This is a genomic window from Candidatus Methylomirabilota bacterium, from assembly GCA_035315345.1.
GTDB lineage: Bacteria > Methylomirabilota > Methylomirabilia > Rokubacteriales > CSP1-6 > CAMLFJ01.
On record DATFYA010000060.1, the window covers coordinates 23,472 to 46,058 of the forward strand.

At 70.5% G+C, this 22,587-nt stretch carries 23 protein-coding genes and 1 pseudogene; 15 read left to right on the forward strand and 9 right to left on the reverse strand.

What is annotated here, in order from left to right; all coding sequences use genetic code 11:
- Positions 1-30 precede the first annotated feature (30 nt).
- The 7 genes and pseudogenes from VKN16_07255 (at position 31) to VKN16_07285 (ending at position 5,117) form a co-directional block, all read left to right on the forward strand.
- A complete protein-coding gene (locus VKN16_07255) occupies positions 31-513 on the forward strand; it encodes a hypothetical protein (GenBank protein HME93995.1) in 483 nt (160 codons plus the stop codon).
- Between the two features lie 19 nt (positions 514-532).
- Positions 533-1,537, forward strand: coding sequence for an amidohydrolase family protein (locus VKN16_07260; GenBank protein HME93996.1), 1,005 nt, complete (start codon positions 533-535; stop codon positions 1,535-1,537).
- Positions 1,538-1,553: 16 nt separating this feature from the next.
- Positions 1,554-2,414, forward strand: coding sequence for a branched-chain amino acid ABC transporter permease (locus tag VKN16_07265; protein HME93997.1), 861 nt, complete (start codon positions 1,554-1,556; stop codon positions 2,412-2,414).
- Positions 2,411-3,334 carry a branched-chain amino acid ABC transporter permease gene (locus tag VKN16_07270; GenBank protein HME93998.1) on the forward strand — a complete coding sequence of 308 codons (924 nt, stop codon included), beginning with the start codon at positions 2,411-2,413 and terminating at the stop codon, positions 3,332-3,334. The genes VKN16_07265 and VKN16_07270 overlap by 4 nt, the downstream gene beginning before the upstream one ends.
- Positions 3,334-4,092 carry an ABC transporter ATP-binding protein gene (locus tag VKN16_07275; protein ID HME93999.1) on the forward strand — a complete coding sequence of 253 codons (759 nt, stop codon included), beginning with the start codon at positions 3,334-3,336 and terminating at the stop codon, positions 4,090-4,092. Before VKN16_07270 ends, VKN16_07275 begins: the two co-directional genes overlap by 1 nt.
- Positions 4,082-4,777, forward strand: coding sequence for an ABC transporter ATP-binding protein (locus VKN16_07280; protein ID HME94000.1), 696 nt, complete (start codon positions 4,082-4,084; stop codon positions 4,775-4,777). The genes VKN16_07275 and VKN16_07280 overlap by 11 nt, the downstream gene beginning before the upstream one ends.
- Positions 4,778-4,805: 28 nt before the next feature.
- Positions 4,806-5,117 (forward strand): annotated as a pseudogene (locus tag VKN16_07285) (LLM class flavin-dependent oxidoreductase).
- 61 nt (positions 5,118-5,178) lie between these two features.
- Here VKN16_07285 and VKN16_07290 read toward each other — a convergent pair.
- Positions 5,179-6,729 (reverse strand): adenylate/guanylate cyclase domain-containing protein, encoded by a 1,551-nt coding sequence (locus VKN16_07290; GenBank protein HME94001.1) that lies wholly within the window; start codon positions 6,727-6,729, stop codon positions 5,179-5,181.
- 162 nt (positions 6,730-6,891) lie between these two features.
- Here VKN16_07290 and VKN16_07295 point away from each other — a divergent pair, with 162 nt between their 5' ends.
- The 5 genes from VKN16_07295 (at position 6,892) to VKN16_07315 (ending at position 11,446) form a co-directional block, all read left to right on the forward strand.
- The gene (locus VKN16_07295; GenBank protein HME94002.1) at positions 6,892-8,325 is read left to right on the forward strand and encodes a hypothetical protein; all 1,434 of its coding nucleotides are present in this window, start codon (positions 6,892-6,894) and stop codon (positions 8,323-8,325) included.
- Positions 8,326-8,332: 7 nt separating this feature from the next.
- A complete protein-coding gene (locus tag VKN16_07300) occupies positions 8,333-8,998 on the forward strand; it encodes a cyclase family protein (protein HME94003.1) in 666 nt (221 codons plus the stop codon).
- Positions 8,995-9,750, forward strand: a complete 756-nt coding sequence (locus VKN16_07305) for an ABC transporter ATP-binding protein (GenBank protein ID HME94004.1) — start codon at positions 8,995-8,997, stop codon at positions 9,748-9,750. Before VKN16_07300 ends, VKN16_07305 begins: the two co-directional genes overlap by 4 nt.
- Positions 9,747-10,454, forward strand: a complete 708-nt coding sequence (locus tag VKN16_07310; GenBank protein ID HME94005.1) for an ABC transporter ATP-binding protein — start codon at positions 9,747-9,749, stop codon at positions 10,452-10,454. Before VKN16_07305 ends, VKN16_07310 begins: the two co-directional genes overlap by 4 nt.
- A gap of 89 nt (positions 10,455-10,543) precedes the next feature.
- Entirely contained in the window at positions 10,544-11,446 is a 903-nt protein-coding gene (locus VKN16_07315) for a DMT family transporter (GenBank protein HME94006.1), read from the forward strand.
- On the opposite strand, the gene VKN16_07320 is transcribed toward VKN16_07315, so the two are convergent.
- A complete protein-coding gene (locus tag VKN16_07320) occupies positions 11,424-12,500 on the reverse strand; it encodes an LLM class flavin-dependent oxidoreductase (GenBank protein HME94007.1) in 1,077 nt (358 codons plus the stop codon). The genes VKN16_07315 and VKN16_07320 overlap by 23 nt on opposite strands.
- A 178-nt stretch (positions 12,501-12,678) precedes the next feature.
- Here VKN16_07320 and VKN16_07325 point away from each other — a divergent pair, with 178 nt between their 5' ends.
- Genes VKN16_07325 through VKN16_07335 form a run of 3 tightly spaced genes read left to right on the forward strand, consistent with a single transcriptional unit; the run spans position 12,679 to position 16,267 of the window.
- Complete coding sequence (locus VKN16_07325; protein ID HME94008.1) at positions 12,679-14,358, forward strand: ABC transporter substrate-binding protein; 1,680 nt, start codon at positions 12,679-12,681, stop codon at positions 14,356-14,358.
- A 15-nt stretch (positions 14,359-14,373) separates the two neighbouring features.
- Positions 14,374-15,330 carry an ABC transporter permease gene (locus tag VKN16_07330; protein HME94009.1) on the forward strand — a complete coding sequence of 319 codons (957 nt, stop codon included), beginning with the start codon at positions 14,374-14,376 and terminating at the stop codon, positions 15,328-15,330.
- 10 nt (positions 15,331-15,340) lie between these two features.
- Positions 15,341-16,267 (forward strand): ABC transporter permease, encoded by a 927-nt coding sequence (locus VKN16_07335; GenBank protein ID HME94010.1) that lies wholly within the window; start codon positions 15,341-15,343, stop codon positions 16,265-16,267.
- A 13-nt stretch (positions 16,268-16,280) separates the two neighbouring features.
- Here the strand turns inward: VKN16_07335 and VKN16_07340 are convergent, their stop codons facing one another.
- From VKN16_07340 to VKN16_07370, 7 genes are all read right to left on the reverse strand, one after another.
- Positions 16,281-16,673, reverse strand: coding sequence for a cupin domain-containing protein (locus VKN16_07340; GenBank protein HME94011.1), 393 nt, complete (start codon positions 16,671-16,673; stop codon positions 16,281-16,283).
- Positions 16,670-17,620, reverse strand: a complete 951-nt coding sequence (locus tag VKN16_07345) for a branched-chain amino acid ABC transporter permease (protein HME94012.1) — start codon at positions 17,618-17,620, stop codon at positions 16,670-16,672. The genes VKN16_07340 and VKN16_07345 overlap by 4 nt, the downstream gene beginning before the upstream one ends.
- Positions 17,621-17,847: 227 nt before the next feature.
- The gene (locus VKN16_07350) at positions 17,848-18,726 is read right to left on the reverse strand and encodes a branched-chain amino acid ABC transporter permease (GenBank protein ID HME94013.1); all 879 of its coding nucleotides are present in this window, start codon (positions 18,724-18,726) and stop codon (positions 17,848-17,850) included.
- Positions 18,723-19,448, reverse strand: coding sequence for an ABC transporter ATP-binding protein (locus VKN16_07355; GenBank protein HME94014.1), 726 nt, complete (start codon positions 19,446-19,448; stop codon positions 18,723-18,725). The genes VKN16_07350 and VKN16_07355 overlap by 4 nt, the downstream gene beginning before the upstream one ends.
- Positions 19,441-20,169 (reverse strand): ABC transporter ATP-binding protein, encoded by a 729-nt coding sequence (locus VKN16_07360; GenBank protein ID HME94015.1) that lies wholly within the window; start codon positions 20,167-20,169, stop codon positions 19,441-19,443. Before VKN16_07360 ends, VKN16_07355 begins: the two co-directional genes overlap by 8 nt.
- 55 nt (positions 20,170-20,224) lie before the next feature.
- Positions 20,225-21,406, reverse strand: a complete 1,182-nt coding sequence (locus VKN16_07365; protein ID HME94016.1) for an amino acid ABC transporter substrate-binding protein — start codon at positions 21,404-21,406, stop codon at positions 20,225-20,227.
- The gene (locus tag VKN16_07370; GenBank protein ID HME94017.1) at positions 21,403-22,494 is read right to left on the reverse strand and encodes a cobalamin-independent methionine synthase II family protein; all 1,092 of its coding nucleotides are present in this window, start codon (positions 22,492-22,494) and stop codon (positions 21,403-21,405) included. Before VKN16_07370 ends, VKN16_07365 begins: the two co-directional genes overlap by 4 nt.
- Between the last annotated feature and the right edge of the window lie 93 nt (positions 22,495-22,587).

Below are 22,587 nucleotides of genomic sequence, written 5' to 3' on the forward strand. Positions count from 1 at the left end.
CCCTGACCCGGCCTAGGATGGCGCGCGCCCGTGACCGCCCTGCTGCCGCGCCGCCTCGTCCTGCGCTTGCTCGCCGCCGGCTTCGGCTGGCCGCCTGCCCTCGCGAGCGCGGCGCCCTTGCCGGATCGCGCGCCGCCCTCCGGCTTCACCTTGGTCAATGGCACCGCAGGCGGGCGCACGCTCGCCGGGACCTTCAGCGGCAACGCCCGCTCGGCCGCCGTGTGGCGCTCGTGGTCGCTCAATCAGCAGATGCTGCGCGACCGGATGCAGGACGCGGCGACCACGATGCGCCAGACCGGCGAGATCCTGAGGAGCGCCGCGCGCGGCCAGCGCGAGGCGTTCGATCGCGCCAGCCGGGGGTTCAGCTACTATCTGCGTGGCCTCGAGGTGCTCGAGCACACCCCCTCCGGGGCCCGCGGCAGCTTCGATCGCGACTACGCCCACGCGGTGGTGCGCGCCGATCCCACCAAGTTTCGCCTGGTCCCACCGAGCCAGTACCGGAGCGGCGACTAGCCGTAGTAGAATCCCCGCCGTGCCGGCACCCGAGGGCATCGACATCCACGCGCATTTCTTCCCCGAGCGCTTCTTCCGCGCGATCGAGGAGGCCGGCGCGTCTTCGGGCGGCCAGATCGATCGCTCGGACCCGCGCGGCCCCGCGATCGTGGTGAAGGGGAGCAGCACCGCGCCGCTCGAGGCGCGCTACTACGATCTGGGCAAGCGGGTGGCCTCGATGAACCGGCAGGGCGTGGCGGTCCAGGCCCTGTCGCTCACCGCCCCGATGGTGTACTGGGGACAGGGCGAGTTCGGCGCCCGCCTCGCCCGCGAGTGGAACGACGGGGCCAGCGCCGCGCACGTGGCCCATCCCGACCGCTTCGTGGTCTGCGCCACCCTGCCGATGCAGGACACCGCGCAGGCCCTGGCCGAGCTGGAGCGGGCCGCGACGCTGCCCGGCGTGCGCGCGGTCTACATGGGCACCAACGTCAACGGCCGCAACCTCTCGGATCCCGCGCTCTTCCCGGTCTTCGAGCGCTGTCAGGCGCTCGGGCTGCCGATCGGGCTGCACCCGTTCAACGTCAACGGCGCGGAGCGGCTCCGGGCCTACTACCTCACCAACCTGCTGGGCAACCCCTACGACACCGGCATCGCGGCGGCCCACCTCATCTTCGGCGGCGTGCTGGACCGGCTGCCGAAGCTGCAGGTGATCCTGCCGCATGCCGGCGGCACCGTGCCCCTGGTGTGGGGCCGGCTGCAGCGCGGCCAGAAGGTGCGCCCGGAGGCGAACCGGGCGGCCCGCAAGCCGGTGCGCGCCTACCTGCGGCGCTTCACCTACGACACGATCAGCCACGATCCGGGCGCCCTGCGCTACCTGATCGACACCGTCGGGGCGGACCGGGTGATGCTCGGCACCGACTTCTGCTTCGACATGGGCTACGAGAAGCCGCTCGACATCATCCGCGACCGGAGCGTCAAGCTGTCGCGGGCCGATCAGGCCAAGGTCATCCGCGACAACGCCGCGCGGCTGCTACGCCTGCGCTGAGGGTCGGGCTCGGCGCGTGAGCACCGAGTTCTGGATCGCGCAGTCCTTCAACGGCATCTCCTACGGCGCGCTCCTCTTCCTGCTCGCCAGCGGCCTGTCGTTGATCTTTGGCGTCATGCGGATCGTCAACCTGGCCCACGGCTCCTACTTCATGCTGGGTGGCTACGTGGGGCTGACCGTCGCGTTGCGCACGCAATCGTTCACGCTGGCCTGCCTGGCCGGCGCGGTGGCGGTCGGATTGATCGGTATCGGCATGGAGCGGCTCTTCCTGCGCCGGCTGCGCAACGAGGTCCTGGGCCAGGTCCTGCTCACCATCGGCTTCGCCCTGATCTTCCAGGACCTCGCGCTGCTGATCTGGGGCGGCGATCCCTACACGGTGCCGATCCCCGCGGTGCTGACGGGGACCGTGCGCCTCGGCGGCGCGGTGTTTCCGATCTACCGGATCTTCATCGTGGCGGTGGCGATCGTGGTGGGCCTCTCCATGTGGCTGGCGCTCGACCGCACGCGCGCCGGCGCGATGATCCGCGCCGCGGTGGACGACGCGGAGATGGCGCAGGGCGTGGGCATCAACGTGCCGCGGGTGTCAACGGCCGTCTTTGCCCTGGGCGCCGCGCTGGCCGCGCTGGGCGGCGTGATCGGCGGCGGCTTCCTCGGGGTCTACCCGGGCGCGGACTTCGAGGTGCTGCCCTACGCCTTCGTGGTGGTGATCGTGGGCGGCCTCGGCAGCCTGCCCGGCGCGGTCGCGGGCAGCCTGCTCGTCGGCCTGCTCGACAACTTCGGCAAGGCGCTCTTCCCCGAGCTGTCGTACTTCACGCTGTTCGCGCCGATGGCGGTGATCCTGGCCCTGCGGCCCACCGGCCTCTTCGGCCGCTCGTGATCGCCCGCCGCGCCCTGCTGGCCGTCGTCGCGGTCGCGGTCCTGGCCGCGATCGCCCCGCTCCTGCCCGCGTATCCGCTCACCCTGCTGACCCAGGCGCTCATCGTGGGCATCCTGGCCATGAGCCTCGACGTGCTGCTGGGCTACACCGGGCTCACGTCGCTCGGTCACGCCGCGTACTTCGGGGTCGGGGCCTACGCGGTGGCGATCATGGCCACCGAGAAGCAGGCCGGGCTGCTCTCCTGCCTGGTGGTGGGCGTGCTGCTCGCCGCGCTCACCGCGGCGATCTTCGGCCTGCTCGCCATCCGCGCCACCGGCACCTACTTCCTGATGATCACGCTGGCGCTCGGCATGGTGATCTGGGGCCTCGCGTTCCGGTGGGTCTCGCTCACCAAGGGCGACAACGGCATCGCGGGCGTGCCGCGGCCGGCGCTCGGGCCGCTCGAGCTGAGCGGGCCGCTGCCGTTCTTCTACTTCTGCCTGGTCGCCGCGGCGCTGGCGTGGGCGCTGATGGGCCTGCTGGTGGTGTCGCCGTTCGGCCTCGGCCTGCGCGGGATCCGGGGCAGCGAGAGCCGCATGCTCGCGCTGGGCTACAACGTGTGGCTGCACAAGTACGTCGCGTTCGTCCTCTCGGGCGTCTTCGCGGGCTTCGGCGGCACGCTCTGGGCGTACTACAACGGCTTCGTCAGCCCGAACGACGTGCAGCTCGTGACCTCGGTCGAGACCCTGTTGATGGTCGCGCTCGGCGGCTCCGGCACCCTGATCGGCCCCGCCCTCGGCGCGGGGCTCATCGTGTTCCTGAAGAACTTCGTGAGCGTGTACACCAAGCGGTGGCTGCTGATCCTGGGCGCGGTCTACATCGGGGTCATCCTCTACGCCCCGAACGGCATCGTCGGCGCGCTGCGAGGCCGGCGCCGCTGATGCTCGCCGCCGAGACGGCCCACGCGGCCCTGCGTCTGGACGCGGTCTGCCGCTCGTTCGGCGGCCTGCAGGCGGTGGACTCGGTGACGCTCGCGGTGCGCCCGGGGGAGCGGCGCGCGCTCATCGGGCCCAACGGGGCCGGGAAGACCACGCTGTTCAACCTGATCTCGGGGGCGCTGCCGCTCACCACCGGCCGCATCTCGTTGTTCGGGCGCGACGTGACCTCCGCCCCCGCGCATCGCCGCGCCGCGCTCGGTCTCTCCCGCACGTTCCAGATCACCAACCTGTTCCCCGACCTCACCGTGCTCGAGAACTGCCTGCTCGCGGCGCAGGCCCACCGCCGCACGCGGTTCGCGATGCTGCGCCCGGTGTCACACTACGTGGCGCTCCAGGAGCGCGCCCGGATGACGCTGGCCTCGCTCGCGCTCGAGAGCCTGGGCGACGCGGTCGTGCGCAACCTCTCGCACGGCGAGCAGCGGCAGCTCGAGATCGCCCTGGCCCTGGCCGGCCGGCCCCGCGTGCTGCTGCTGGACGAGCCGACCGCCGGGCTCTCGCCGGCGGAGTCGCGCCTGATGGCCGGGCTGCTGCGCGGGCTCGATCCGTCGATCACGGTGCTGATGATCGAGCACGACATGGACATCGCGCTGGAGCTGTCCGAGATGGTGACGGTGCTCCACTACGGGCGCGTCATCGCCGATGGCCCGCGCGAGCGCGTGAAGGCCGACCCGCAGGTGAAGGAGATCTACCTTGGCGCTTGAGGTGGACGGCCTCCACACCTACTACGGCGAGAGCCACGTGCTCCACGGCGTGTCGCTGCGGGTGGACCCCGGCGAGGTGCTGGCGATCCTGGGCCGCAACGGCATGGGCAAGACCACGCTCGTCCGGTCCATCGTGGGGTTCACCCCGCCGCGCGACGGCCGGGTGCGCTACAAGGACACCGAGCTGACCGCGCTGCCGCCCTACCGCATGGTGAGCCTCGGCGTGGCGCTGGTGCCGCAGGGCCGCCGGGTCTTCCCCTCGCTGAGCGTGCGCGAGAACCTGGACGTGGCCCGCCACGGCACCGGCCGCTGGAGCCTCGAGCAGGTGTACGCTCTGTTTCCGCGCCTGCGTGAGCGCGCGGGCAACCGCGCGAACAAGCTCTCCGGCGGCGAGCAGCAGATGCTGGCGATCGGCCGGGCCCTGATGTCGAATCCCGACCTGCTGCTGCTGGACGAGCCGACCGAGGGGCTCGCGCCCCTGCTGGTGCGCGAGGTGGGCCGGGTGCTCGCGGAGCTGAAGCGCGGCGGGCTGTCGATCCTGCTGGTGGAGCAGAACCTCGGGCTGGCCCTGTCGGTGGCCGACCGGATCCACGTGCTGAGCCGCGGGCAGATCGTCCATACCGGGACGCCCGCCGAGCTCATGCGCAACGACGACGTGAAGACACGCTACCTCGGAGTCACGTGATGCGCTTCGGCACCTACTTTTTCCTGCAGGCCCGCCCGGCCACCGCCACGCCGACATCATCCAGGGCGAGCTTCAGCAGATGGTGTGGTCGGAGCAGCTCGGCTTCGACGAGGTGTGGCTCACCGAGCACCACTTCATCGACTACGGGCTCTCGGTGGACCCGACCACCCTGGCCTCCGCGGTCGCACTGCTCGACCGCTGGGGCGTGTCGCGCCAGATCTACGTGGCGCCGACCGATGCGCAGGCCCTCGCCGAGGCCAGGGACGCCGAGATGTGGTACCAGGAGTCGTTTCCGCTGAGGGGGTCAGGTCTTGCAATACGACATTTTTCCGCCGGTTGACGACTCAGCGCCCGCTGAAATGTCGTAATGCAAGACCTGACCCCAGGTCGGTGGGGCGGCCTCACACGACCTTGTAGACGTTCACTTCCTCGGCGCGACCCTTCACCCGCACCGCGGAGAGCTCCTCCACCGTGAGCGTGGCATCGATGGACTTGCGGGTGGCCTCGCTGATCAGGATGTCCACCTCGAAATTCTTGGTGAGCCCCTGGATGCGCGAGGCGAGGTTCACCGGATCGCCCACCAGCGCATAGGAGAGCCGCTCCCCGCCGCCGATGTTGCCGGCCAGCACCGTCCCGGTGTGGATGCCGATGCCGTGGCGCAGGACGGGCTTGCCCGCCGCCTCTCGCCGCACGTTCCAGGCGCGCAGGCGCCGGCGCATGTCCAGCGCGGCGCGCACCGCGTGGGTGGCGTGCTCCGGGGAGGCAATGGGCGCGCCGAAGACGGCCTCGATCTCGTCGCCGATGAACTGGAGCACCAGCCCGTGGTGGCGACCGATGGCCTCGCCCATCTCGGTGAAGTACTCGTTGAGATCCTGCACCACGTCGCGGGGCGCGGTGGCCTCCACCCACGGGGTGAAGTCGCGGATGTCCGCGAAGAGCACCGTCACCTCCTTCAGCTCGCCCTCGCCGCTGATCCGCCCGGAGAGGATCTCGTCGCGGATCTCGGGCGTCACGTACTTGCCGAAGGTCTCCTTGACCCGCTCGCGATCGCGCAGGCCCTGCAACATGCGGTTGAAGCCCTCCGCCACCGCCCCGATCTCGTCGGTGCTCACCACCGGGGCCCGGCCGTCGAGCCGGCCGCGCTCGACTTCCGCCATCGCGTTCTCGACCTGCTTGAGTGGCGCGGCCACGCTGTTGGCCGCGAAGAGCGCAAGACCCACCGCCGCGATCACGCCGACCGCGAGGATGAAGCCGATGGCGAGCCGCAGGCCGGAGACGATCGCGGCGGCCGCGGCGGGGTCGGCGCCCACCAGCTCGAGGGCGCGGGTGTAGGCCAGGATGCCGAGCACGGTGAGCGGCACCACGCTGGTGAGCAGGAAGATCGCGAGCAGCCGCGCCCGGACCACCAGGCGCGGGATGCCCGGCACGGCGCGCAGATCGCCGGCGGGAAAAAGGTGGGGCAGGCGGCGGCGCCACGCGTACTCGCTCGCGAAGAAGATGAAGGCGCAGGTGACGCTGCCGGAGATGACGGTCACGCCGAAGATGTTGCGCAGGGACTCGGGGAGCGAGAAGTGGCCCATGCCGATCGGCAGCGCGACGCCGAAGATCAGCCCCGCCATCGTCCAGCCCGCGGCGGAGACCGCGGCCAGGAAGTAGGGAAACAGGAGCGCGCGCCGCCGGGCTACCGCGAGGTCTGCCTCGTCGACGGTGTCGGGCTCGAGCCCGGCGCGAACGATGGGCGCGAGCCAGCGTGCGCTGTACCATTGCCCGATCCCGATCAGCGCGGCGACGATCAGGGCCGAGTAGGCGATCTCGATCCAGCCGAGCCGCATCCTGGCGGAGTAGCCGGGGTCGATCACCCGGAAATAGAAGAATGCGATGCTCGCGCCGAGCATGTTGCCCACGCTGTTGATCACGCGCAGGACGGGCGCCGGGTTGAGACCGGTGGCCATGGCTCGGATTGTAAACCTCGCCGAGTCGGCCGGCTCCCTCGGTCGGAAGTGGGCGCCGGGATTGGCGGTTGACCGCCCCGCGGGCGGCCGGCTAGGCTTGGGCCCTCGCATGCCACCATCCGCCATCACGGAAGCGACGTCGATGCCGACGGTGACCGCGCCATGAGCGCCGGGCGCCCGATCGCGCACCTGGCCGCTCTCCTGGCGATGGCGTGGCTCGTGGCGCTGCCCGCGGGCGCCGAGGAGCAGCGCAACATGCGCCTGGTCGGCATGGACGACCTCCAGGCGCGCTCCGCCTACCAGCCGGTGATCCATGCGCAGAACGGGCGCTTCATCGCTTACGTCGGCCACCACGGGGGCAAGCGCCCGAACCCGCTCACCGGCCAGGTCGAGGACAACGGCACGTCGATCGTGGACGTGACCGATCCCAAGCGGCCACGGTATCTCCATCACATTCCGGGTGCTGCGGGCGAGGCGGAGGCGGGCGGGGCCGCGATGGTGCGCGTGTGCGACGGCAAGACCCTGCCGCGCGGGGCGCGCGAGAAGACCTATCTCCTGCGCACGCTCGGCAATCTCGCCCACGAGATCTGGGACGTGACCGATCCCGCGAAGCCGTCGCGGGTCACCACGGTGCTGGACGGCCTCCGGAGCACGCACAAGAACGGGTGGGAGTGCGACAGCGGCATCGCCTATCTCGTCTCCGACGGCGCGCCCGGCGGGTGGCGGACCACCCGCATGACCAAGATCTACGATTTGAGCGATCCGACGCGGCCGCGCTTCATCCGCGACTTCGGGCTGGTCGGCCAGGAGCCGGGCTCGACCGGCGTCGCGCCGGAGGGCGTGCACGGGCCCATTGCGTTCCGGAACCGGGTCTACTTCGCCTACGGCACCGGGGCCAAGGGCGTGCTGCAGATCGTGGACCGCGACAAGCTGCTCGCCGGGGATCCGCGGGCCGCGGATCGGCTCGCCCCCACCCCGGACAATCTCCGCTATCCGCAGATCGGCCGGCTCGACATGGCGCCCGCGTGGGGCGGGCACACGAGCTTCCCGGTGCCGGGCATCACGGTGCCGGGCTGGAGCGCGAGCGTGCCGGGCCGCACCCGCGACTTCGTGGTGCTGGTCTCCGAGTCGCTGCGCAACGAGTGCCAGGAGATCCGTCAGCTCTCGTTCATGGTCGACGTCACCACCGAGCGGACACCCTACTCGGTGGCCACCTTCGAGGTGCCCGATCCCGCCGGCGACTTCTGCCGGCGCGGCGGCCGGTTCGGGCCGCACTCGAGCAACGAATCGTTCACGCCGATCTACCACGGGCGGCTCGTGTTCATCGCCTACTTCAACGCGGGGGTGCGCGCGGTGGACATCCGCGACCCGTTCCACCCGGTCGAGGCCGGTTTCTTCATCCCCGACACCACGGCCCGAACCGACAAGCGCTGCGTCGAGGTGTCGGGGACGCCGCGGTGCAAGGTCGCCATCCAGACCAACAACGTGGAAGTGGACGACCGGGGCTACGTCTATCTGGTCGACCGCGCCGACACCGGGCTGCACATCGTCGAGCCGACCGGCTCCGCCCGGGCCATCGCGAACTTCTCGAGATAGGGCCTCCATGAGCCGATTCATCGACCTCTCCGTGACGGTGGACGAGCACACCCTCAGCCCGCCCTCGACCAACATGCGCCTCGAGGTGACGCCGCACCGCCGCGGGCCCGGCTTCTGGCAGGTGTCCAGCGTGAACCAGAGCCTGCACACCGGTGCCCACATCGACTCCCCGCTGCACGTATTCCGCGACGGGATCACCACCGCCGAGATCACGCTCGACCAGGTCATGGGCGACGCCCTCGTGGTCGACCTCTCGTGGGTCGGGGCCAATCACGAGATCACGATCGAGGACCTGAAGAAGGGCGGGGCCGGCGACGTCAAGCGCGGCGACATCGTGCTGCTCCACACCGGGTGGACCGACAGCATGTACGGGACGTGGCCGGACTACTTCACCCGGTCGCCCTACTTCCCGCCCGCGGTGGCCCAGTGGCTGGTGGATCGCGGGCCCAAGAACATCGGCTTCGACTTCTTCGAGGAGTACTGCGCGCGCCTGCCCGACTTCAGCTCCGAGGACTTCGCGATGCACCGGGTCATCCTCGGCGCGGGCGTGGTCATCATGGAGGGCCTGACCAACCTCGCGGCCCTGCCGCGACGCCGGGTGGAGTTCGCGGCGCCCTTCTACAAGATCGCCGGCACCGAGGGGGCGCCCGCGCGCTTCTTCGCCACGGTATGACCGGCGCCGACGGCGTGCTGCTCGAGACCGAGCGGCTGACCCGCTCGTTCGGGAGCCTGGTCGCGGTCAACGGCGTCTCGCTGGTCATTCGACGCGGCGAATTGCGCTCGATCATCGGCCCCAACGGGGCGGGCAAGACCACGCTGTTCCGCCTGATCTCGGGGGAGATGGCGCCGTCGTCGGGCCGCGTGAAGTTCCGGGACGCCGACATCACCGGGCTGCCGCAGCATCGAGTGTGCCGCCTCGGCATCGCCAAGTCGTACCAGATCACCAACATCTTCCCCCATCTCACGGTGCTCGAGAACGTGCGGGTGGCGGTGCAGGGCTACGCGCGCTCGTTCAACTTCTGGTCGCGCGCCGATCGGATCGCGGGATGTCGCGAGCGGGCGGTCGAGATCCTCGAGACGGTCGGTCTCGCCCGCCGGACCGAGCGTCTGGCCGCGCACCTCTCGCACGGCGAGAAGCGGCACCTCGAGATCGGCATCACCTTGGCCTCCGAGCCGGTCCTGCTCCTGCTGGACGAGCCCACGGCGGGCATGAGCCCGGAGGAGACCGACGAGACCATGGTGTTGATCCGCGAGCTGGCGCGCGCGCGCACCGTGGTGCTGGTGGAGCACAAGATGAAGCTGGTCATGGGCGTCTCGGACCGGGTGACCGTCCTGCACCAGGGCCAGGTGCTGGCCGACGGCAGCCCCGACGAGATCCGCAACAACGCGCTGGTGCAGGAGACCTACCTCGGAGCCGGGCGATGAGCCTCCTGAGCCTCGAGGACCTCCACACCTACTACGGCGAGGCCCACATCCTCCAGGGCGTGTCGATCGCGGTGCGCGAGGGCGAGGTGGTGACCATGATCGGTCGCAACGGCGCGGGCAAGACCACCACGCTGCTGTCGATCATGGGGATCGCGCGGGCCCGCCGCGGGGCGGTGAAGCTGGGCGGCGCGGACATCACGGGGCTCGAGACGCACGAGATCGTCCGGCGCGGCGTCGGCTGGGTGCCCGAGGAGCGCCGCGTGCTGCCGAACCTGACCGTGCTCGAGAACCTGCGGCTGGGCATGATGGCCGCGGACGGCGCCGGGGCCGAGCAGCGGCTCGAGGAGGCGCTCGAGTACTTTCCGCGGCTGCGCGAGCGCATCGCGCAGAAGGGCCGCTTCCTCTCGGGCGGTGAGCAGCAGATGCTGGCCATCGCGCGCGGGCTGGTGGCCCGGCCGAAGATCATGCTGGTCGACGAGCCGACCGAGGGGCTCGCCCCCTTGCTGGTGCAGAGCCTCACCGGCATCCTGCGCGAGATCAATCGGCGCGGCACCACCATCCTGCTGGTCGAGCAGACCCTCGAGGTGGCGATGGCCCTGTCGCATCGCCTCTACGTGATGGATCAAGGCCGCATCCAGTTCGAGGGCACGCCCGATGCCCTCCGCCAGGACCCCACCATCCAGCAGCGCTTCCTCCAGCTCTAGAGCGCTCTCCCTCTCCCCTCAGGGGAGAGGGCAGGGGGAGGAGTGGTGCTCCACCCATTTCCCCACCCCGCCGCGTATACCCCTGCGAGATGACCCGGAGACAGTGGGCGCTGCTGGGGCTGCTCGCGATGCTGTGGGGCGGCGCCTTCTTCTTCAGCAAGGTGGCGCTCGGCGAGTTGCCGCCGTTCACGGTGGTGCTGGTGCGCTTCGGCGTGGCCGCCGCCGCGATGCTGGCGGTGGTGCGGCTCACCGGACAGCGCATGCCGCGGTCGCTCCGAGTGTGGGCCGGCTTCGCGCTGCTCGGCCTGCTGAACAGCTTCCTCCCGTTCAGCCTGATCGCGTGGGGTCAGGTGCACATCACGAGCGGGCTGGCGTCGATCCTGAACGCGGCCACGCCGCTCTTCACCGCGCTGGTGGCGCATGCCCTCGGGCAGGAGCGCCTCACCGCCCATCGCGTGGTTGGCGTGCTGCTCGGGCTCGGCGGCGTGGCGGTGCTGATCGGGCCGGGCGCGCTCCAGCAGATGGGCGTGCACACCTGGAGCGAGCTGGCCATCGTGGGCGCGGCGGTCTCCTACGCGCTGGCGGGGACGTACGGCCGGCGCTTCCGCGCGATGCCCGCAGTGGTGCCGGTGGCGGGCATGCTGACCACCGCGGCGTTGATGGCGCTGCCGATCGCGCTCGTGCTCGATCGGCCGTGGACGGCTCGGCCCAGCCTGCCGGTGTGGGGCGCGCTGCTCGCGCTGGCGCTGCTGACCACCGCGCTCGGCTTCTGGCTCTACTTCCGGCTGCTCTCCTCGGCGGGCGCCACCAACGTCATGCTGGTGACCCTGCTGATTCCGGTCACCGCGCTGCTGCTGGGCTCGCTCGTGCTCGACGAGCCCGTCACGACGACCGCACTCGCCGGCATGGCGCTGATCGGGGCGGGCCTGCTCGCGATCGACGGCCGGCGGCTGCGGCGGCGCCCGGCGCTCAGGCCACGGCCGACCGGCTAGCCGGCGGCCGGAACTCGGGCATCACCTTCTCCGCGAAGAGGCGCAGGCTGGCCATCGCCTTGTCGTGGCCGTAGTAGGGCGGGTAGTGGAGCAGCAGCGAGGTGAGCCCGGTCTTGTGGCGCAGCTCGCGGAGCTTGGCGATGACCGTCGCGGGCGAGCCGTGGAGCAGGGTGGAGGCGGCGAGGTCGTCGTAGTTGAGTCCCTCGACGCGATTCTTCTCGGACACGTTGCCGAGATAGCCGGCGGTGCCCGCGCCCATGAAGTGGCCGATGTGGCGGACGATGCCCTGCTCGGTGTCGTGCCGGGCCGCCGCGTCGGTGTCGGCCACGTAGACCCAGCGCGCGATGTCCACCTTGCCCGCGGCCGGGTTCTGGCCGAGCGGCGCCGGCGCCTCCGTGAGATGGCTCCGGTAGAGAGCGATCTGCTTCGCCAGCGTGTCGGCCGACGGCAGCGTCGAGAGCATCAGCCCGAATCCGTGGCGGGCCGCGTAGGTCAGCGAGCGATCGGTGGCGCCGGCCATGAACAGCGGCGGGTGCGGCTGCTGCTCGCTCACCGGGAAGATCTCGTAGTCGCCGTCGATGACCGATCGGAAGTGCCGGCCGGAGTGACGCACCCGGCGCTTGTGCAGCAGCTCGAGGATGAGATCGATCGCCTCCTCCTGGACGTCCCGCCGCGCGTCGAAGTCGCGCCCGAAGCCCTCGAACTCATAGGGGCGATAGCCGGAGCCGAGCCCCAGCACGACGCGCCCGCCCGAGAGGATGTCCACGAAGGCCATGTTCTCGACCACCCGGATCGGGTCGTAGAGCGGCACCGTCACCACCGCGGTGCCCAGGCGGATGCGCGACGTCTGAGCCGCCAGGTAACCCATGTAGGTGAACACGTCCGGCATGATGCCGTACTGGTTCGAGAAGTGGTGCTCGGCCACCCACGCGGTGTCGTAGCCCAGGCGATCTGCGGCCTGGATCTCGGCGGTGACCCGCGCGTGAACGGCGCGGTGCGGGTAGGGCTCGGTGGCGTGATTGGGGTGCGACGTGAACAGGATGCCGAATTCCATGCGGGGGATCCTCCGATCGACCGTGCGTTGCGTCGAGTCTAGCAGAATGCCTCCTTGCCAGGGGCCGGCCCCCTCGTGTATGTTCCGTGAACCCAACGCCCTCGGCGCGGACACGACGACGTGCTCGGCCGCGTGGCGGCGACCCGCAGGTGCGGAGACCCCAAAGGAGGGGAACGCCATGGCCGATCCGGTACCCCACAAGGCTCGCAAGTCCCCGGTGAGCCGCCGCTCGTTCCTCCAGACACTCGGCGTGGCCGGCGCCGCGGCCGGCGTCGCCCCGGCGTTCCTGCGGCGGGCCGACGCGCAGGAGTTCATGCTGAAAGCCGCCGATCCTGCCGCCAAGCCGGGCGGGACGCTGCGCTTCGGCATCCTGAACGCGCCCGCCCACTTCGACGTCCACCAGTCCGGCACGATCTCGAATCTCGGCGGGCAGGCCCCGATGTACGACCTGCTGATCCGTCGCGATCCGCGGGACGGCAACACCATCATCCCGGACCTGGCCCACAAGTGGGAGGTCTCCCCCGACGGCAAGCGATACACCTTTTACTTGAGAAAAGGCGTGAAGTTCCACGACGGCGCCGAGATGACCGCGGAGGACATCCGCGCCACCTACGAGCGTATCGTGCGGCCCCCCAAGGGCGTGGTCATTCCGCGCTCCTCGCTCTTCACCGCGGTGGGCGACATCGTGGTCGTCGACCCCTACAAGATCGAGTTCCGGCTGACCGAGCCGCGGCCCCGCGCCTACATGCTCGGCGCCTTCGCGAGCGGCTGGAACGTCATCGTGCGGAAGAAGACGCTCGACGACAACGGGGGCAACCTGCGCCAGGTGATGAATTATCCGGGCACCGGTCCCTTCCGGCACGTGTCGCGAAAGGACAAGGAAGTCTGGATCCAGGAGAAGAACCCCAACTACTGGAACAAGAACCTGCCGTACGTCGACCGGCTCGAGATCTACAATCTCCCCGCGTTCTCGCCCGAGCTCGGCTCGGCGTTCCTGTCGGGCAAGGTGGACTACGCGCGGATCATGGATCCGATCTCCTGGCGCAAGGCCAAGGAGATGCCCGGTGTGACCGCGACCGCGATGAACCAGTCGGTCATCCAGGCCTACTTCTTCAACATGAAGCGCAAGCCCTTCGCGGACCCTCGCGTGCGCCGCGCGCTGCACCTGGCCACCGACCGGCACGTGATGGTCGATGTGGTGAAGGACACCGCGCCCATGCAGGTGGGCGGTTTCGTGTATCCGTTCCACGAGTGGTCGACGCCGAAGGCCCAGCTGGAGAAGCGCCTGGGCTACCAGAAGGATCCCAAGGCGGCCATCCAGGAAGCCAAGAAGCTGATGGCGGCCGCCGGCTATCCGAACGGACTCAAGAACCTCGACTTCGTGGTGCGCGACCTCGCCAGCTTCAAGCTGTGGGCGGTGGCCATCCAGGCCATGCTGAAGGACACGCTCAACGTGGAGTCGAATCTGCGGGTCGTGCAGACTTCGCAGTGGTTCGAGGAGGCCGGTTCCGGCAACTTCGACCTGGCCATCAGCGCCATCGTCTCGTCGCTGATGGATCCCTCCGACTACTTCACCGCCTGGTACGGCAAGGGCGGTCCCCAGAACTACTCGGGCTGGACCAACGAGGAGTTTCATTCCCTCGCCCACAACCTCGAGCGCGAGGTGGACGAGAACAAGCGCAAGGCGATGATCCCCAGGGCGGAGGAGATCCTCGAGAACGATCCGCCGCTGGTGCCGGTGGCCTGGGAGCAGATCTACGACGCGTTCTACAACCGGGTGCGGGGGCAGAACGCGACGAAGTTCTTCGGCATCTACGACGTCACCCGCTGGGACACGGTCTGGATGGCCCAGTCCTAGCAGCGGCTCGCTCACGTGCAGAAGTACCTGCTTCGCCGGGCGCTCTTCGCCCTCGGCACCGTGATCGGCGTCTCGATCATCGTGTTCGTGGTGCTGCGCATCCTGCCGGGCGATCCGCTGGTGGCGCTGCTCGGGGTGGAAGGCCACTCCAAGATGACGCCGGCGGATCGCGCGGTGATCATGCGCGACCTCGGGCTCTCCGACTCGCTGCCGGTCCAGTACGTGCGGTGGATGCGTGACATCGCCACCGGCCAGCTCGGCAAGTCGTTCTTCCGGGGCGACACCGTCCGCGACCTGATCCTGCACCGCGGGCCCCTGTCGGCCGAGATCGCGTTCCTGTCCCTGGTCATCTCCTGGATCATCGGGCTGCCGGTCGGCGTCCTGAGCGCGATCCGCCCCAACGGCTGGGCCGACGCGGTGGCGCGCCTGCTGTCCATTCTCTTCATCGCGATTCCGGGATTCTGGCTGAGCATGCTGGTGGTGCTGGCGCTCCTGTTCTGGTTCGGGTACAAGGCGCCGCTCCTGGTCGTGCACGTCTGGGAGAACCCATGGCAGAACCTGCAGCTCGTCATCGGGCCCGCGGTGGTGCTCGGGCTCGCCCAGGGCGCCTACATCGCGCGCATGTCGCGCTCCTGCCTGCTCGAGGTCATCCGCGAGGACTACGTGCGCACCGCGCGGGCCAAGGGCGCGGTGGAGAGCGCGGTGGTGCTGCGCCACGCCCTGCCCAACGCGCTGCTGCCGGTGGTCACGATCTCCGGCGTCCTCCTGGGCTTCGTCCTCGGCGGGTCGGTGGCGGTGGAGCAGGCCTTCGGGGTGCCCGGCCTCGGCCGCTCGCTCGTGACCGCCATCAGCGAGCGCGACATCATCGTGGTGCAGAACCTCGTGCTGTTCTACGCGCTGATCTTCGTGGCGGTGAACGTGCTGGTCGACCTCTCGTACGCGTGGCTGGATCCGCGCATCCGCTACCAATAGCCTTCCCTCGATGTACACGATCCTTCGTCAGAACTGGCTGTCGGCCGCCGGCGGCTTCGTCGCCCTGCTCATCGTCCTGGTGGCGCTGACCGCTCCCCTGATCGCCCCGCGCGACCCGCTCAAGGCCAACTTCCGCCACATGAACAAGCCGCCTAGCGTGGAGGCCTTCTTCGGCACCGACCAGGTGGGTCGCGATGCGCTGAGCCGCGTGATCTACGGGGCGCGCACCTCGCTCTTCGTGGCCTTCGCGGCGGTCCTGCTCGGCACCACGGTGGGCTCGCTGTGGGGCGTGGCGTGCGGTTACATCGGCGGACGCTTCGACCTGATGAGTCAGCGGGTGATGGAGATCTTCCAGTCGTTCCCAGACCTGATCCTGGCCATGGCGATCTCGATGGCCATCGGCACCGGGCTGCCCGCGGTCATCGTGGCCATCGCGATCACCCGCGTGCCCTTCGGCGGCCGCGTCATCCGCTCGGTGGCGCTGAGCGTGAGCGCGATGCCGTTCGTGGAGGCCGGCCGCGCGGCCGGGGCCTCGCCGCTGCGGGTGATGGCGCGCCACGTCCTGCCCCAATGCGTCGCGCCGTATCTGGTGCTGGCCACCACGCACCTGGGGGTGGCGATCGTCATCGAGGCCGCGCTGGGATTCCTGGGCGTCGGGGTGCCGCCGCCGACTCCCACCTGGGGCAACATGCTGTCCGACGCCATCACCGGTCTCGTGCCGCAGTGGTGGCTCGTGCTCTTCCCGGGCCTGGCCATCACGGTGACCGTGCTCGCGTTCAATCTGCTGGGCGACGGCATCCGCGACAGCCTCGATCCCCGGTTGGCCCCCACCGTCATGCGCCTGGTCACGGGCGTGCGCGGCAGCGCACGCTCCGCCGGCTCCGCCTCGGCCACCCCGGCCCCCTCCTCCGCCCAGGGCCAGCCCGGCGCCGCCTGACGGCGGCGAATCGCTAGAGAGGCTTGCAACCGGGGCGGTCGTAACGGTGGAACTCGCCGCGCGCGTTGATGGCGATGCGAATGCTCGGCCCGGTGCCGACCGGCTCGAGATGGTGCCAGAGGTGCTTGGGCCCGAACACGAAGTCGCCGGGGCGGGCGTGGATCGGGGCGGCCTGGCCCTCGATGTGCCAGTCGATCTCGCCCTGCAGCACGATCCACCACTCGTCGTGATGATGATAGTGCGTGTCGTTGGGCTGGCCGGGCGAGTGGCAGATCAGGAAGGCCTGGATGTCGTCGGTGAGCACGACCGCCTCCGACCACGGCGGCTCGCCCTTCTTGGCGATCAGGTCCGGCAGCCGGCTCTGGAGCGAGCCGATCTCGAGCAGCGGAATGCGCGTGGTCGTCATGTCGGTCTCCCCGATCGGCGCCCGAGCCACCGGCGTGCTCCCTCGACGGCCTGCACGAGCCCGCCCGGGAAGAGCAGCACGATGGCGATGAAGAGCACGCCGAAGATCAAGAGGTGGAAGTCCACCCAGCGGACGGTCAGGTACTCCTTCAAGAACACGTAGAGCACCGCGCCCAGCACCGGCCCGTGCAGGGTGCCGACGCCGCCGATGAAGGTCATGAGCAGGGCCTCGAACGTCCAGCTCGGTCCGAACGGGTGCGACGGGTAGTAGCTGATGTGATAGTACGCGAAGAGCCCGCCCGCGGCCCCGGCCAGCCCGGTGGAGAGCGCGAGCGCGCGGAGCTTCAGCCCGAGCGCGGCCACGCCGGTGGCCTCCGCCGCGTCCTCGTCCTCGCGGATCGCCTGCATGCCGAGCCCGAGCCGCGAGCGGGCGAGCACCGCCACCGCGACCACCGAGAGCGCGGCGAGGCCGAGCGCCAGGTAGTACCGCAATGACAGCCGGTACGCCGCGATGGTGGCCGCGGGCAACGTGGAGATCTCGGGCAGCGCGTTGTTGAAGGTGGTGCGCAGGATCTCGCCGAGAGCGAGCGTGCCGATGGCGAAGTAGGCCCCGCGCAGCCGGAACGCGGCGGCGCCGATCAGCATCGCGAACGCGGCGGCGACCGCGACGCCGGCCGCGACCGCGACCAGGATCGGCACGCCCCCGATCCAGAGCGTGCGGGTGGCGAGCGCGCCGAGACCGAAGAAGGCGGCGTGGCCGAGATTCACCTGGCCCGCGTAGCCGGCGATGATGTTCCAGCTCTGGGCGAGGGTGATCGAGAGCAGCACGAGCAGGACGAAGTTGATCACGTCCTCGCGGTGCACGAGCAGCGGCAAGGGCGCGAGCAGGGCGAGCGCGATGAGGATGGCGAGGGCCCACGCGCGCTCCGTGCTGCCCGGACTGGGCATTCTTAGCGGTTTCCCCGGGAAGATATCCCGTGGCGGTTGGGCCTCTTCGCGCAAGCGCTCATTCTGAGCACGCGGCGGGGGAAGATATCGCGTCGCGGATTGGCCTCTTCGCGCAAGCGCTCATCGGACGTGGTCCGTGGCGGTTGGGCCTCTTCGCGCAAGCGCTCATTCTGAGCACGCGGCGGGGGAAGATATCGCGTGGCGGATTGGCCTCTTCGCGCAAGCGCTCATCGGGGGGCGCGCCCGAAGAGGCCCTGGGGGCGGAGGACCAGAACCACGAAGAAGATCACCAGGCCGACGACCTCGCGGTAGGGGCCGCCGAAGGTGGCGGCGCTGATGGCCTCGGCGACGCCGACGAAGAGGCCGGCCACGAACGTGCCCAGCATGGAGCCGAGCCCGGCCAGCACGACCACGATCAGCGCCTTGAGCGTCCACTCGAGCCCGATCGACGGGCTCACCGAGTAGCCCACGCTCACCAGCGTGCCCGCCGCGCCGGCCAGCGCGGTGCCGATGGCGAAGGCCAGCAGATAGGCGCGTCGCACGTCGATCCCGGTGAGCAGTGCGGCCTGCCAGTCCTCGGCGGCGGCGCGGATGGCCTTGCCCCAGCGCCAGCGGGCGAGCAGCAGGTGCAGACCGCCGATCAGGGCGAGGGCGACGAGCAGGCTGAGCAGCCGGATGACCGGGATCGAGAGCGTGCCGAGCGTGATCACCGCGCCGCCGTACGCGGTGGTGATCGACCGATCGTCGGCGGTGAAGAGGCGCACCGCGAGCGCGTGCAGGCTCAGGGCGAGGCCGAAGCCGACCAGCAGCGAGTTCTTGATCCGGGCCTCCTCGGGGGCGCGCACCACGAAGCCGAAGAGCGCGAGGTAGAGCGCCGCGCCCAGCAGCAGCGAGCCCGGGATCACCACCAGCAGCGACGCGAACGGATCGAGGCCCAGCAGGGCGAAGAGCCAGAACGCGCCGTAGCCGCCCAGCATGATCAGCTCGCCGTGCGCGACGTTGAGCACCTTGAGGACGCCGAACACCAGCGAGAGGCCCGCCGCGGCGAGGCCGTAGAGGCCGCCGAGGAGGAGGCCGAGCAGGATCTGCTGCGCGAGGACGGTCACGGCGGGCCCGTCACCGCGAGCGGGCCCAGATAGGCCCGCCGCACGTGCGCGTCCTGGAGCAGCGCGGCTCCGCTCCCTTCGCCCGCGATGCGGCCGGCCTCCAGGATGTAGGCGCGGTGGGCGAGACCGAGCGCGGCCCGCACGTTCTGCTCCACCAGGAAGATGGCCACCCCCGCGCGGTTGATCTCGACCAGCGCGTCCAGGATCGCGCGCACCAGCAGGGGCGCGATGCCGAGCGAGGGCTCGTCCAGCATCAGGAGGCGCGGGTGCGCCATCAGGGCCCGGCCCACCGCCACCATCTGCTGCTGGCCGCCGGACAATGCGCGGACGATCTGGCGCCGGCGCGCGTGCAGGTCGGGGAACAGGGCGAACACGCGCTCCAGGCTCTGCCGGCGCGCCGCGCGGGCGCGCGGGGAGAACGCGCCCAGCTCCAGGTTGTCCTCGACGCTCATGGCGCCGAAGAGCCGCCGGCCCTCGGGCACCATCACGAGCCCGCGCTCGACGATCCGATGCGGGCTGATGGTCCGCAGATCCTGGCCCTCCCAGCGCACGACGCCGGCGCGCGGCCGCACGAGGCCGGCCACGCAGCCGAGCAGGGTGGACTTGCCGGCTCCGTTGGGGCCGAGGAGCGCGACCATCTCGCCGGGCGCGACCGTGACCGAGACCGACCGGAGCACGGGCACGTCGCCGTACGACGCTTCCAGCCCCTGGATCTCAAGCATGCGACCGCGTCGCGCCCAGGTACACGTCGACGACTCGCGGATCGGCGGCGACCGCCGCGGGCGGGCCGTCGGCGATCTTCTCGCCCGCGCTCAGCACCACGATGCGGCGGGCCAGGTCCATGAGCGCCCACACGATGTGCTCCACCATCAGCACGGTCAGGCCGTCGGCGACCAGCCGGCGGATCAAGTCCATGGCCGCCGCGGTCTCGGTCGGGTTGAGACCGGCCATGAACTCGTCGAGCAGCAGCAGATCCGGCCCGGTGGCGAGCGCGCGGGCCAGCTCGAGACGCTTGCGATCCATGAGGGTGAGGGAGGCCGCCGGCGCGGCCGCCCGCCCGTCGAGTCCCACCAGCGCGAGGAGCCTCAGCGCCTCGGCGCGGGCGTCGACCGCGCCGCGCCGGCGCCCGTAGAGACAGCCCACCCGGACGTTGTCGAGTGCGGTGAGCCCCGCGAACGGCCGCACCAGCTGAAACGTGCGGGCGATGCCGCGGGCGCAGACGCGATGGGGCAGGAGGCCCGCGATGTCGCGGCCCGCGAAGCGGATGCAGCCGCGATCGGGGCGCAGCGCGCCCGCGATCAGGTTGAACAGCGTGGTCTTGCCGGAGCCGTTCGGCCCCATGATGCCGAGCAGCTCACCGGCCTCGAGGGTGAAGCCGACGTCGTTGACCGCGAGGACGCCCCCGAAGCCCTTGGTCAGCCGCTCGACTTCGAGGAGCGCCACGACCCGCTCAGGCGGCCCGGCCGGCCGCGGGCGTCACCGGATGACCGACGAGCACTCAGCGCTTGGCGAACGCAGGCGCCGGGTACGCCAGCCGGGCGGTCGCCGACTCCTTCGGCCACACCAGCTCCTGCTTGCCGTTCTGCCACTGCAGCAGGGCCTGGGCCACGATGCCGGTCCCGTCCGGGCGGAACTTCACGGGGCCGATCACCGTGTTCATGTTCGTGGCCGCGATCGCGTCCCGCACCTTCTCGCGGTCCGGGAAGCCGGCGCGCGTCACCGCGGCGGCGAGGATCTCGACGCACGCGTAGGCCGGCCCCACCAGCGGATCGGCGGGGCGCCCGTACTTCTTCTGGTGCGCGTCGTTCAGCTCCTTCACGCCGGCGCCCTTCATGGCGTGGTGCCAGCCCGCGGCCAGCACCATGTAGTCGCCGTCCTTGCCGAGGTTCTGCGACCAGATCTGCGCGTCGGGGGCGCGGATGAAGAACGAGAGCTTCGGGGTGAAGCCCAGCTCCTTCATCTGCTTGACGATGGTCATGCCGTCGGGCGGATTCGGCAGCGCCAGCACCACGTCGACGTTGGCCGCCTTGGCCTTGAGGATCAGATCCGAGAAGTCCTTGGCGCCCGGCGCGTACTCGCCGGTCATCGCGACCTGATAGCCCGCGTCCTTGCCGGCTTCCGTCCACGCCGCCGCCATCTCGCGGCCCCAGTCCGTCTTCTCCTGGAAGATCGCCACCGTCCTGGGCCGCTCGGTGGCCGGGATCAGACCGAACAGGCCCGCGGTGGCGTGGCCGATGTCGGGCGACTTCCAGAAGGGCGAGAAGAGATAGCGGAAGTTCTGCTGGTGGATCTTCTGCAGCGCGAACGCCACGCCGAGGTACGCGATGTGGTTCTTCTCGGCCACCGAAGCGGCGGCCGCGTGCAGATCGGAGCCGAAGCCGCCGAGATAGCCGACCACGCCCTGGGCGGCCAGCGTCTCCATGCGGGCCACCGTCTTGGTCGCGTCGGACTCGTCGTCCAGCAGGATCAGCTCCACCGGCATCTTCACGCCGCCCACCGTGATGCCGCCGCCCGCGTTGAGGCGCTCGACCGCGAACTCGTAGCCCGCGCGGATCTGGGCGCCACCGGCGCCGTAGCGGCCGGTGAGCGGGACCACCGCGCCCATCTTGATCGACTGAGCCCACGCATCGGCGGGGGACAGCCCGAGCAGGGCGAGCGTGAGCAGAGCCAGCATCCTCATCGCGTATCTCCTCTCCAGACGGCATTGACGGTCTCGACCACCCGGCGGAGCTTGGCCTCCTGCTCGGCCGGGGTGATCCGGTTGCCTTCCATGGTGGACGCGAAGCCGCACTGCGGGCTGAGGGCCAGGCGATCGAGCGGCACGAAGCGCGCGGCCTCGTCGATGCGCGCGCGCAGCTCGGCCACCGTCTCGAGGCGCGGGGTCTTCGTGGTGACCAGGCCGAGCACCACGGTGCGGTCGTCCGGCATCGCGCGCAGCGGCTCGAAGCCGCCCGAGCGCCGGTCGTCGTACTCGAGCAGGAAGCGCTGGAAGTGGCTCCGGCTGAACACCCGGGCAATGGGCTCGTAGCCGCCGCTGGCGTAGAACATGGACTGGTTGTTGCCGCGGCAGATGTGCAGGGCGAACGTGACACCGGGGTGCCGGCCGATCACCGCGTTGTCCATCTCGATACACGCGTCGATCAGCCGGTCGGGGTCGCTGCCGCGCGTGCGGTAGCCCTCGCGCAGCTCCGGGTCGAGGAGCGCCGCATACTGGGGCGCGTCGATCTGGATGTAGGTGCCGCCGAGACGCACCAGCTCCTCGACCTCGCGACGGGTGAGGTCCACGATGTCGGCCAGGTAGGCGTCGCGCGTCGGGTAGGCGCCGGTGGACTGCTCGGGATCGTAGTAGGCGGCGGCCTGCTGGCTGCTGATCAGCGTGACCTTGACCGGGCGGTCGGTGCGGCCGCGCAAGTAGACCAGCTCCTCGGTGCACATGCTCCGTCGCCAGCGCAGCTTCTCGACGACCACCGGCCGCTTGAAGAGGAGCCGCTCGCCGGCTTCGTTGTGGAAGGGAATCGCCCAGCCGCCGAACTTGTCGAAGCCCTCGAGCGCGTCGATGAGGTGGCCGAAGAAGGCGTAGCGGCGCAGCTCGCCGTCGGTCAGCACGTCGAGGCCCGCCGCCTCCTGCAGGCTCACCGCGTCGTCCACCGCCTGGTCCTCGACCTGCTTGAGCGCGGCCGCCGACAGCTCGCCCCGCTCCCACCGCGAGCGGGCGGCCTTCAGCTCGGGGGGGCGCAGGAGGCTGCCGACGACGTCGCTTCTAATCATGTATCCGCTCGGCTCGCCTTCGGCTGCGCCTCGCCAGGCACCGTATCCGCTCGGCTCGCCTTCGGCTGCGCCTCGCCAGGCCACTACCCCAGG